The 11,577-nt window shown below is 64.4% G+C and carries 12 protein-coding genes; 6 read left to right on the top strand and 6 right to left on the bottom strand.

Features of this window, described 5'->3' with window-relative positions; all coding sequences use genetic code 11:
- Positions 1-65: 65 nt before the first annotated feature.
- A complete protein-coding gene (locus QWL29_RS17905; protein ID WP_305824233.1) occupies positions 66-977 on the bottom strand; it encodes a ZIP family metal transporter in 912 nt (303 codons plus the stop codon).
- A gap of 146 nt (positions 978-1,123) precedes the next feature.
- Positions 1,124-2,032, bottom strand: coding sequence for a manganese catalase family protein (locus tag QWL29_RS17900; RefSeq protein ID WP_305824232.1), 909 nt, complete (start codon positions 2,030-2,032; stop codon positions 1,124-1,126).
- Between the two features lie 395 nt (positions 2,033-2,427).
- On the opposite strand from QWL29_RS17900, the gene QWL29_RS17895 reads away from it, so the two are divergent.
- Positions 2,428-3,057, top strand: coding sequence for a hemerythrin domain-containing protein (locus tag QWL29_RS17895; protein ID WP_305824231.1), 630 nt, complete (start codon positions 2,428-2,430; stop codon positions 3,055-3,057).
- Between the two features lie 68 nt (positions 3,058-3,125).
- On the opposite strand, the gene hppD is transcribed toward QWL29_RS17895, so the two are convergent.
- Complete coding sequence (hppD, locus tag QWL29_RS17890; RefSeq protein ID WP_305824230.1) at positions 3,126-4,211, bottom strand: 4-hydroxyphenylpyruvate dioxygenase; 1,086 nt, start codon at positions 4,209-4,211, stop codon at positions 3,126-3,128.
- An 88-nt stretch (positions 4,212-4,299) separates the two neighbouring features.
- Positions 4,300-5,262, bottom strand: coding sequence for a LysR family transcriptional regulator (locus QWL29_RS17885; protein ID WP_305824229.1), 963 nt, complete (start codon positions 5,260-5,262; stop codon positions 4,300-4,302).
- Positions 5,263-5,392: 130 nt separating this feature from the next.
- On the opposite strand from QWL29_RS17885, the gene hmgA reads away from it, so the two are divergent.
- Complete coding sequence (hmgA, locus tag QWL29_RS17880) at positions 5,393-6,703, top strand: homogentisate 1,2-dioxygenase (RefSeq protein WP_305824228.1); 1,311 nt, start codon at positions 5,393-5,395, stop codon at positions 6,701-6,703.
- A gap of 14 nt (positions 6,704-6,717) precedes the next feature.
- Complete coding sequence (locus QWL29_RS17875) at positions 6,718-7,131, top strand: secondary thiamine-phosphate synthase enzyme YjbQ (RefSeq protein ID WP_305824227.1); 414 nt, start codon at positions 6,718-6,720, stop codon at positions 7,129-7,131.
- A 479-nt stretch (positions 7,132-7,610) separates the two neighbouring features.
- Here QWL29_RS17875 and QWL29_RS17870 read toward each other — a convergent pair whose 3' ends face one another.
- Positions 7,611-7,889: a hypothetical protein gene (locus QWL29_RS17870; protein WP_305824226.1), complete on the bottom strand. Its 279-nt coding sequence runs from the start codon at positions 7,887-7,889 to the stop codon at positions 7,611-7,613.
- 377 nt (positions 7,890-8,266) lie between these two features.
- Between QWL29_RS17870 and QWL29_RS17865 the strand changes: the two genes are divergently transcribed.
- Both QWL29_RS17865 and QWL29_RS17860 read left to right on the top strand, forming a co-directional pair.
- Entirely contained in the window at positions 8,267-8,881 is a 615-nt protein-coding gene (locus QWL29_RS17865; RefSeq protein ID WP_305824225.1) for a hypothetical protein, read from the top strand.
- A 70-nt stretch (positions 8,882-8,951) separates the two neighbouring features.
- A complete protein-coding gene (locus QWL29_RS17860) occupies positions 8,952-10,301 on the top strand; it encodes a hemolysin family protein (protein ID WP_305824224.1) in 1,350 nt (449 codons plus the stop codon).
- Positions 10,302-10,350: 49 nt separating this feature from the next.
- Here QWL29_RS17860 and QWL29_RS17855 read toward each other — a convergent pair whose 3' ends face one another.
- Entirely contained in the window at positions 10,351-10,923 is a 573-nt protein-coding gene (locus QWL29_RS17855) for a hypothetical protein (protein ID WP_305824223.1), read from the bottom strand.
- A gap of 204 nt (positions 10,924-11,127) precedes the next feature.
- Here QWL29_RS17855 and QWL29_RS17850 point away from each other — a divergent pair, with 204 nt between their 5' ends.
- Positions 11,128-11,574, top strand: coding sequence for an Rv1443c family protein (locus tag QWL29_RS17850; RefSeq protein ID WP_305824222.1), 447 nt, complete (start codon positions 11,128-11,130; stop codon positions 11,572-11,574).
- The last annotated feature ends 3 nt before the right edge of the window (positions 11,575-11,577 follow it).

Raw genomic sequence — 11,577 nt, 5'->3', positions numbered from 1 at the left:
ATCTTCTTCTTGCAAAACGGGTGGAGTCCATAGATACGGTCGCAGGCGCCGCGGTCGATTGTCGCTTACGCCAGCGCGGTATCGAGCACCGTCATTAATATGAAGCCGAAGATCAGCGCGATCGTTGCCGTGGTCCCGTTCCCGCTTTCGCGCATCTCGGGAATCACGTCGTTGACGATCACGAACAGCATCGCGCCACCGGCAGCGGCCAGGGCGAACGGCAGCAGGCCGGCCGAGATGCCGATCAGGGCCACGCCGAGCACCGCGGCGATCGGCTCGATGACGCCGGACAAAACCCCCAGGCCAACCGAGGTCAGGCGCCCGTAGCCGACCGTGCGCAGCGCCAGCGCCACGACCAGGCCTTCCGGCACGTCCTGGATCGAGACGCCGGTGGTCAGCGAGTTCGCCTTTTCCAGGTCGATGCCGGCATACGCCACGCCGATGGCCAGGCCTTCGGGCATGTTGTGCAGGGCGACGGCGGCGACGAACATCCAGGCGCGGCGCAGCGAGTTTCCGCGCACGTCGTCGCGTTCGAGCACGTGGGACGGTTCGATGGCGCGGCCCAGCAGCAGGATGGCGCCGGCGCCGAACATGATGCCGGCCCCGGCCAGCAGGCTCGCTTCCCAGGCGCCGGCGCCGGCCGAACGGGCGGCGGCGAGCGCGGGGATGACAAGGGAAAATGCGGTGGCGCCCAGCATCACCCCGGCGCCGAAGCCGAGGAAGCTGTCGTAGGTGCGTTTCGAGAAATTCTGTGAGAGCAGCACCGGGATGGTACCCAGCGCGGTGGCCGCGGCGGCCATACCGCCGCCCAGCAGGGCCGCGTGCATCTTCGGATTGGCATTCATGATCTGTTCGGCCAGGCTGCCGAGCAGGAGCAGGCAGCCTACCGAGCAGATCAGCAAGCCGACGGCGCGCCGGACCGTGAATGCGCGTACCAGCGCGTCGGTCCAGCGCAACTTCTGTGAATCTAAGTCCATCAAGGATCCTTTCCGCAACGCCCTACCGCCGATTCACAACACCGCGCGTGGCGCCGGGTGTCGCAAAACACAAGTTCTGGCGTCGATTCTACGCCAACGGCGGCGCAAGGCGCGTCACCGTTGGTTGCCGAACAAGCCAGATTACGCTATGGCTTGCTGATGGCGGAGGCGCCCTTCGGCGTGGACGGGTCGAGACCCAGTTCGGCGCCGGTCTGCGGATCCGTAGTCGGATCGGACAGGGTGCGTGCCTGCATCTGCTTCAGGATCTCAACGTCGGCTGCCGGCAACTTGACTTCGGCTTCGCCGGAACCGCCATCGACGCCCATCTGCTTCTCGCGGTCGCTGACGAAATCCCAGCCCTCGCCCTGGTTCCATGGGCCGCGCATTTCGCCCGGACCTTGCGACATGTTGAAGTAGACGCTGGAGAAGCGCGGATCGGCGGGCATTTTGCCCGGTGGGAAGTTCGACTCCATCGAGTACAGCGCTTTCTCGAAGGATTTCTGGTGCGCGACCTCGCGCGTCATCAGGAAGCCGAGCGCTTCCTTGACGCCGGGGTCGTCGGTACAGGCGATCAGGCGTTCATACACGATCTTCGCGCGCGCTTCGGCGGCGATGTTCGAACGCAGGTCGGCGGTCGGCTCGGTGATCGAGTCGATGTAGGCGGCCGTCCATGGCACGCCGGCCGAGTTGACCAGCGGCGTCCCGGCGCCGTACAGCACCTGGGTAATATGGCTGTCGTTGCCGGCGCCGGTGATCTGCTTGTACATCTCGGCTTCGGTATCGACGCCCTCGGCCAGGCGGCCCTTGGCGCCCTTGTTCAGCATCGCGATGATGTGGCCGATGATCTCGAGGTGGCTCAATTCCTCGGTGGCGATGTCGAACAGCATGTCCTTGCGGCCTGGATCGTCTTCCGATACGGCCTGGGTAAAGTAACGCATCGCTGCGGCGAGTTCGCCCTGGGGTCCACCAAACTGCTCCAGCATCAGGTTGGCCAGGCCAGGGTTCGGTCCCGCGACGCGGACCGTATATTGCAGGCGCTTGTTATGTGCAAACATTCCGACTCCTTTGATAGATGAAACCTAAGCGTCCACGCGACAGCGTACGACGCCATCCAATCACGGCTGCACGGTACTGCACCGTCAGTCGAACGTGAATTCATCTTGGCAGGGATGCGGTCTGCTGTAATCAGAAGCACTGCCGTATTCGTGTAGGACTATGGTGACGAACTATCAAAGTTTTACAAGAACCTTTCCGCAGCTCATCTTTCCAGATGTTAAGTGGAGAAGGCTAAAGATAACCACAGGAAATGGCAAAATCCTTTGTATGAATCGCCAGTAAAAACCCTACTGACGACGCGCCTTATGCCGACGTGGGCAGACGGCGCCGTCCTACGTCGCGCAGGTTTTCGACGAGCTAGCATGTTAGCCAATCATTAACAAGGAGAGCAGACATGTTTTCTCTGAAACAACTCAGCCCGACCATCACCGACATGATCCGTTTCGATCACTCCCACGTGATGGTCACCTTCCACCAGTACACGAAGGACAAGTCGCCGAGCGTGAAGAAGGCGCTGGCCGAAACCATCTGTACCGCGCTGGAAATCCACGCCACGCTGGAAGAAGAAGTGTTTTATCCGGTGATGCGCCAGATCGACAAGGGCGAACCCTTCGTCCACAAGGCCGAGCCGGAGCACGACGACATGCGCCGCATCATCAGCGAGCTGCGCCGTACCAGCGGCTCCGACCCGCGCCACGACAAGCTGATCCTTGAACTGATGCGCGACGTGATCCACCACGTGGCCGACGAGGAAACCACCCTGCTGCCCCAGGCCGAAACCCTGATGAGCAAGCAGCGTTTGTCGGAACTGGGCGCCCAGATGACCAAGCGCCGCATGGAACTGGTGGCGCCGAAGGCGGGCAAGCTGGCGAAGAGCCATGCGGTCGGCTTCTCGGGCAGCACCGCGGCGATGGTGGTGGGAGCGGCCAGTGCGCTGCTGGCACTGCGTACGCTGGTGAAGAAACCGTCGATGCCGGGGGCGAATCGCACCTGGTCGCATGCGAATTCGACGCCGGGGCAATAAATATCGTTCGATTGAAACGGTGGGTACTTGTACCCACCATTGCCACGTTTCCGAAATCGAAAACCGCGTTACGCCACTTCCGCCTGTTTGAAAGCCCCACGCTTGATCTGGTCACGCTCGATCGACTCGAACAGCGCCTTGAAATTCCCCTCGCCAAAGCCTTCGTCGCCCTTGCGCTGGATGAACTCGAAGAACACCGGTCCCAGCTGTGCTTCGCCGAAGATCTGCAGCAGCAGGCGCGGCTTGCCGTCGGTGACGGCGCCGTCCAGCAGCAGGCCGCGCTTCTGCAGTTCGCCCGCGTTTTCGCCGTGGCCCGGAATGCGGCCATCGAGCATCTCGTAATAGGTTTCGGGCGGTGCGCTCATCAGCGGTACGCCGGCGGCGCGCAGGCCGTCCACGGTGGTGATCAGGTCGTCGCACAGCAGGGCGATGTGCTGGATGCCTTCGCCGTTGAATTGCAGCAGGAATTCCTCGATCTGGCCGCCGCCGGCCTTGCCCTCTTCGTTCAGCGGAATGCGGATCTTGCCGTCCGGCGCGGTCATCGCCTTCGAGGTCAGGCCGGTGTACTCGCCCTTGATGTCGAAGTAGCGGATTTCGCGGAAGTTGAACAGGCGCTCGTAGAACGCCGCCCAGAACGCCATGCGGCCGCGGTACACGTTGTGGGTCAGGTGGTCGATGATCTTCAGCCCGTGGCCGGCCGGGCGGCGCTCGACGCCGTCGATGAATTCGAAGTCGATGTCATAGATCGACTTGCCGTCTTCGAAGCGGTCGATCAGGTACAGCGGCGCGCCGCCGATGCCCTTGATGGCCGGCAGGCGCAGTTCCATCGGGCCGGTCGGAATCTCGATCGGGTGGGCGCCCAGTTCCAGCGCGCGCTGGTAGGCGGCGTGCGAATCCTTCACGCGGAAAGCCATGCCGCAGGCCGACGGGCCGTGCTCGGCCGCGAAATAGGCGGCGTGGCTCTTCGGCTCGTTGTTGATGATGAAGTTGATCTCGCCCTGGCGGTACAGCGACACATCCTTCGAGCGGTGCTTCGCCACCTTGGTAAAGCCCAGCGCCTCGAAGATCGGTTCCAGCGTGCCCGGGGTCGGGGATGCGAACTCGACGAATTCGAAGCCCATCAGGCCCATCGGATTCTCAAACAGGTCAGCCATGTTGTTTTCCTTCTTGTTGCAGTTGTTATCTCCTCCAGGCGGCGCGCTTGTCTCGTGAACGCGGCGCCGCACCGAACCGTGACCCGAATCATACGCCAGTGCGGCCGCGTCCATGTACGGTTTTTGATGTCGAGTCGGCACGCCCCGGTGCTTCGGCAAAGGCATCGGCAACCAGTTTACGCAGCCAGGCATTGCCCGGATCCTGGTTGTAGCGGCGGTGCCAGAACATGTTGGTCTGCAGCGTCGGCAGGGTCAATGGCGGCGTGATCCAGGCCAGGCCGAAGGGCGGGCCGGCGCGCTCGGCCAGCTTCTGCGGCACCGTCACCACCAGGTCATGGCTGGCCGCGATATAGGGCACGGCCGTGAAATGCGGCACCCGAAAGCGGGTCGAGGCGCCGATGCCGGCCTTCTCCAGCAGGCCATTCACGCGGTCATAAGGGCTCTCCAAAGAGTCGACGAACAGGTGCTCGGCGGCGGCAAAGCGCGCCAGATCGACCTTCCCTTCCAGCAGCGGATGGCCGCGCCGCATCATCGACACATAGGGCTGGCGAAACAGCAGGCGCTGGTAGAGCGCTTCGGAAATGTCCTCAAAAGGCCCGATGGCCAGGTCGACGCGCCCGCTTTCCATCTCTTCCTTGAGCACGACGCTTCCCGCGCGCACCGTGCTGATCTGCAGGTGCGGGGCCGCCAGGCGGCAGCGCTCGATCAGCGCCGGCATGAAGTGCAGCTCGCCGACGTCGGTCATGGCCAGGGTGAAGCGGCGATTGCTGGTGAGCGGGTCGAAGCCGCTGCGCCGGTTCAGGGCCAGCGTTACCTGGGCCAGGGCGCTGCCCACCGGCTCGGCCAGGCCTTCGGCAAACGGCGTCGGCTGCATGCCCTGCCGGGTGCGCACGAACAGCTCGTCGCCGAACACGCGGCGCAGCCTTGCCAGCGCGTTGCTGACCGCCGATTGCGTGAGGCCGAGCCGTTTGGCCGCGCCCGAAATCTGGCGCTCACGGTAGACTTCCTGGAACACGGCCAGCAGGTTCAAGTCGATTTGGTGGGGCTCCATGGGTGCTCCGGTATTGATTGTGTGAATAGTCTACATTCATCTATTCATGTCGTAAAATACCAACGGCTGGCTTAGAGTGCAGGTAAACACACTTGAACAAGACCCATTCGCGCATCGCGAGGAGACACGCATGACCCAGCACATCGGCACGGAAACCGGGTACCAGTCTGGTTTCGGCAACGAATTCGCCACCGAAGCCCTTCCCGGCGCCCTGCCCCAGCACCGCAATTCGCCGCAGCAGGTTGCCTACGGCCTGTACGCCGAGCAGATTTCCGGCACCGCCTTCACGGCCCCGCGCAGCCACAACCGCCGTTCCTGGCTGTACCGCATCCGGCCCGCCGCCATGCACGGGTCTTTCCAGGAAATGGGCAACGGCCGCATCGTGGCCGGCTTCACGGGCGTGGCGCCGCCGCCGAACCAGTTGCGCTGGAGCCCACTGCCGATGCCCGAGGCGCCCACCGATTTCGTCGACGGCCTGGTGACCATGGCCGGCAACGGCTCGCCGGAAAGCATGAGTGGCTGCGCCATCTACCTGTACGCCGCCAACCGCTCGATGACGGAGCGCTTCTTCTACAGTGCCGACGGCGAGCTGCTGATCGTGCCGCAGCAGGGCCGCCTTGAACTGGCCACCGAGCTCGGCACCATCGAACTCGAACCGCAGGAGATCGCCGTGATCCCGCGCGGCATCCGTTTCCAGGTGCGCCTGCCGGATGGCGAGGCGCGCGGCTATGTGTGCGAGAACTTCGGCGCCCTGCTGCGCCTGCCCGACCTGGGGCCGATCGGCTCGAACGGCCTGGCCAATCCGCGCGATTTCCTGACGCCGGTGGCGCGCTACGAGGACCGCGAAGGCGACTTCGAGCTGGTGGCCAAGTTCTGCGGCAATTTGTGGCGTGCGACGATCGGGCATTCGCCGCTGGATGTGGTGGCCTGGCACGGCAACTACGCGCCCTACAAGTACGACCTGCGCCATTTCAACACCATCGGCTCGATCAGCTACGACCACCCGGACCCGTCGATCTTCCTGGTGCTGCAATCGCCGAGCGACACGCCGGGCGTCGATACGCTCGACTTCGTGATCTTCCCGCCGCGCTGGCTGGCCGGCGAAGACACCTTCCGTCCGCCCTGGTTCCACCGCAACGTGGCCAGCGAGTTCATGGGCCTGGTGCACGGCGCCTACGACGCCAAGGCCGAGGGGTTCGTGCCCGGCGGCGCCAGCCTGCACAACTGCATGAGCGGGCACGGGCCGGATGCGGCGACCTTCGAAAAAGCCAGCAACGCCGATACCAGCGCGCCTTCCAAGGTGGCCAACACCATGGCCTTCATGTTCGAGACGCGGAATGTGCTGTGCCCGACCGCCCAGGCCTTGGGCTCACCCCAGCTGCAGGGCAGCTACCAGGATTGCTGGGCCAGCATCCGCAAGAACTTCCGCACGACGGCCTGAGGAGTAATGGAAGCATGGCGCACCAGACCATCCTCGAATTCGCCACGACGGGCCGCGGCACGCGCCACATCACCGACGCAGTGGCGCAAGTGGTGCGGCAATCCGGCATCGCGTGCGGCCTGGTGCAGGTGTTCGTCCAGCACACCAGCTGCTCGCTGACGATCACGGAAAACGCCAGCCCGGACGTGCGGCGCGATCTGGAAACGGTCGTGCAGCGCCTGGCGCCGGATGGCGACCCGGCCTACCGCCACGACGAGGAAGGGCCGGACGACATGTCGGCGCATGCGCGCAGCGTGCTCACCGATACCGGCTTGACGGTGCCGGTGGGCGGCGGCCGCCTGCTGCTCGGCACCTGGCAAGGGATTTATTTGTGGGAGCACCGGACGGCGCCGCACCGGCGCAAGGTGGTGGTGACGGTCATCGGATAGTTGCGGCCACAACGCAAACTGTCAAACGCAACGAACGCCGTAGAGATTTCCACTGTTCCCTCACCAGCCAGGCATCCACATTGTCATGTACGTCGCTCTACGCTACTTGGTGCATGCACGCAGAGTGCCTTGCCACTTGGATTGACGTTGGCGGTAGACCGTAAGCTCGAAAGCACCTGCTCTTGGCCGAGCGCAGCAACTTGGTGCCAAATCAATATCACTGCAGAGCTTTCTGCCACGCTTGTCGGCGTTTTTCCTGCCGCATTTGCCGCCAATTTTATCCTCTTCCCACTATGCGTCCATTTCCACGAAAACACCGCCCTACCCCTCATCACCAAGCCAGCGTCACGCTGCCCGCTGCACCCGAAAAGCGCCGCAAACGAGAGTACCTCATCGCAATCGCAGCTCTCTTGTCTTTGTTGGCGACTATCCTCACGCTGACTGGGTACGGTGTCGCTCTTTCGATAGAGCAGTTTGCCCTACCGCACCAAGTACTGTTTGGGTCGAGTCTCGACCTGCTCGATCTCTCCTGTTGGGTAGTGGTGTACTTCTTCGAAAATATCAACCGCATCTCGTTCTGGGAGGAATACGTCTCCCTGTTCTCCGGCACATTGTGGGGTATTCCCGTCTTGTTTTTCATCCTGTTCGCCGTTGGCCTCCACTTCAAATTCAAGGGCGGTAACGTCACGGCATACCAGCGGTTGCCAGCATGTATCCGCAAACTCACTCTCAAGCCTGATATCGAAGAAAGTGTGCATGCGAACAAGGACGCGCTATCCTTACCACAACCAGCGCCGTACTGCTTTTTCACCCGGATACCGGCACGGCTTACAGGATTCCAACCAAGGATGCAGTCGTGGAGTCCATCGGTGCGCTCGACCCAGGCTATGGCTGCATGTGCGAGCGAGGCAGCGCTCCCCTGCCTCAACCTGCTCCTGGTTTATCCCCTGAATCAAAGGTGGAGGGAACCTCGCCGCCCTAGCGTGCGTTGACTGCCGCGCACCGCATGTGCCGATGCGTCCAGCGTTCTCGGCGGGTCGGAAAAGCGCCTGGTCCTCGGCCAGGTGTGCGACCCGTCTTGCAACCAACGCTCGCCGCCTTCGTTATACTGCCGTTTTTTCCGAATACTTATTCCATGCACGCCCTTCTCTCCCGTTGCTCCGCGCTCTGCGCATTCACCCTGCTCGGCGCCTGCGCGATCAGCGCACCCCGTTACCAGGCCGTCGACAGCAATGTCGCGCTGCTGAAAGCCATCTCCGGCGCCCGGGCCGGCGTCGGCGCAGTCACGGCCAGCCCGGCGCTTGGCCAGTCGCGCATCGACCTGCACGCGATCGACATGCGCGCGCCCGAAGGCGATTACGCGGCCTACCTGAAGGCGGCGCTGGAAGCTGACCTGTCGGCGGCCGGCCTGCTCGACCCGGCGGCGCCGGCCCAGGTGAGCGCCACCCTGCTGCGCAACGAGATCAGCGCGGTGCGCATGCAGACCCATTCCGGCGCGGTGGAAGCGCGTTTCGTGGTCACGCGCGGCGGCAAGATCGTGTACGACAAGCTCAAGCGCGCCAGCGCGAGCTGGGAGACGCATGTCGTCAGCGGCATGGACACCGTGACTGCGCGCGGGCAGTATCCGAAGCTGGTCGGCACGCTGCTGGCGGAGCTGTACGGCGATCCGGATTTCGTGCGGGCGCTGCAGCGCCGAGACCCGCCGGGGCAGGCGCCGCCATCCGTGCGGAGCCTGCCGCTGACCCCGTGAGATGATGTCTCCAGCGCCCCTGGCGCACTGGATAGCGGCCCACTTGCCGCCCGGAGACGCACTTCGCACCATGACCGACATCCTGATCATCCTGTTCCTGATCCTCCTGAATGGTGTCTTCGCGATGTCGGAACTGGCCCTGGTCTCGGCCAAGCGCACGCGCCTGGAAAAACAGGCTGCACAGGGAAGCCGCGGCGCCCGCACCGCCCTGAAACTGGCGGACAACCCCAGCCATTTCCTGTCCACGGTGCAGGTCGGCATTACCGTGATCGGCATCTTCAACGGCGCTTTCGGCGAGGCCTCGCTGGTGGCGCGGCTGCGGCCCTGGCTGGAGTCGATGCCGGCGCTGGCGCCCTACGCCTACCAGCTCGCGCTCGGCATCGTGGTGGCCTGCATCACGTTCGCCTCGATCATCCTGGGCGAACTTGTGCCCAAGCGCATCGCCATGCGCTATCCGGAAGCGATGGCCACCCTCATCGCCCCGCCGCTGCGCGTGCTGTCGACCGTGATGTCGCCTTTCGTGAAGGTGCTGGCCTTGAGCACGGAGGCGATCGCGCGCCTGATCGGCATCGGCCACCACAAGGCCGAGGCGCCGACCGAGGAAGACATCACCGGCATGATCAAGGAAAGCACCGACGCCGGCGTGTTCGAGAAAACCGAGTACGACATCGTCTCGCGCGCGCTGCGCCTCGACGACCGCCACCTGAAGGCGCTGATGACGCCGCGTATCGACGTCGCCTTTGTCGACCTGGAGGGCGAGCGCAACGAGGTGTTGAAGCGCATCGCCGACAATAACTACAGCCGCTTTCCCGTGTGCCGCGGCGACCGTATGCAAGTGGTCGGCTTCATCCACACGCGCGACCTGTTTGCGCAGGCGGTGCGCGGCGGCTCGCTCGACGCCATCGACATCGACGCTGCCGTGCAGGACATCCTGTACGTGCCGGAAACCGTCAGCGCCATGGCCCTGCTGGAGCTGTTCAAGCAGCACGGCGCCGAACTGGCCCTGATCGTCGACGAATACGGCGACATCCAGGGCATGGTCACCCTGACCGACGTAATGAGCGCGCTGGTGGGCGACGTCAGCGTGATCGGCGAGCATCACGACGCCGATGCCGTGCAGCGCGAGGACGGCAGCTGGCTGGTCGACGGCGGCGTGGCGCTCGACCGCTTCCGCGATCTGTTCGGTCCCCACCTGCGCTTCCCGGGCGAGGAAGTGGCGGCCTACCACACGCTGGCCGGCTTCCTGCTGTACCAGCTCGGCTACATTCCGCGCGCGGCCGAGTGCGTGGAGTGGGAGGAATTCAAGTTCGAGGTGCTGGACATGGACGGCAACCGGATCGACCGTATCCTGGTCGTGCACACGCCGCGTCCGCCGGCCCCGAGCGACGACGAGGACGGCGTGGCGGCGCACGAGGGCTGACCATGCCTGCCATGTCCCGGCAGGCGCAGGCCTGGTCCCGCCAGGCGCTTCAGGCTCTCTGCGTGACGTGGGCGTCGCGCAGCGAACGCCAGCCGAGGCGGGAGGCGATGGCGCGCCGGTAGCGGGTGTCGATGTGGGCCGGCGTGCGGCGGATGTAGTCCTCGGCCGCCACGCGCTGCTCGCCGCTGCGGCTCGACAGCCAGGCCACGACCTCGTCGGTGCTCGGCACGCGGCCGCTGACGCCGTCGAACTTCGGCGGCAATGCGGTCCAGACGGCGGCGTCGATCCCCGTTTCCCGCAGCCAGGCCTGGATGCGCGCATCGACGCGGGCGCCATCGAGCGGCGGGATGCTGCCGATGTAGTCGGGCCGGTCGGCAGCGATCTTTTCGCGCGTGCCGAGCATGGTGCGCGCCGTGTCGAGGTCCTGGGTGGCGAGATAGGCCCAGTAGGTTGGCATCGGGCATGCGCCTTCGCACAGCACCAGGGCCAGCTCCGGGCTGTCGTCGCTCTGGCGCGTGTATTCCAGCGGCAGCCGGGGGCCGCCCGGGTGCCAGTTGGAGGCAAGTTTCAGGGGATGCGGCTTCCACAGCAGCGAGCCCCAGGCAATGCAGACGATATTCATGACGGTGTATGTACTCACGGTAGGAGAAACAAAACTACAGTCTAGTTCGCTAAATGAATCCGGGGTGCGCGGCTGGGTTGCACAGGTTCGGGCGCCTGGCGGCAAGCATCCTGCGCCGGAGTTGGCGGCCTTTTGCGAGGTAGCGAACGGAGCGCGCGCTGCAAAGCGCGCACACTTGCGGGCAAACCTGGACTGGAGCCGATCATGACCCGCCGTTTCACGCTTGCCACCACCGTTCCCGCCTCCCCTGCCGAGGCCTGGTCCTGGTCCACCTCGATCAAGGGCATCAAGCAGGAAATGTGGCCGGTGCTGAAGATGACGTTCCCGAAAGGGCTGACACACATCGGCAAGGACACGACCCTCGACAAGCCGCTGGGCCGTTGCCAGTTCCTGCTGCTCGGCCTGTTCCCGATCGACATGTCGAAGCTGACCTTCGTGGAAATCGAGCCGGGGCGGCGCTTCGTCGAGCAGTCGCCGCTGCTGTCGATGCGGCTGTGGCGCCACGAGCGCATCGTCACGCCATCGGGCGACGGCGCCATCGTCACCGACAACGTCGAATTCACGCCGCGCTTCGCGCCGCCTATCGTCGGCTGGTTCGTCAAGCGCTTTTTCGAGCATCGCCACGCGGTGCTGTCGCGCTCACTGCGCTGAAGC

The sequence above is a fragment of the Massilia brevitalea genome (genome assembly GCF_030711405.1).
Classification (GTDB): Bacteria; Pseudomonadota; Gammaproteobacteria; order Burkholderiales; family Burkholderiaceae_D; genus Telluria; species Telluria brevitalea.
This window is presented reverse-complemented; position numbering and strand designations above follow the sequence as displayed.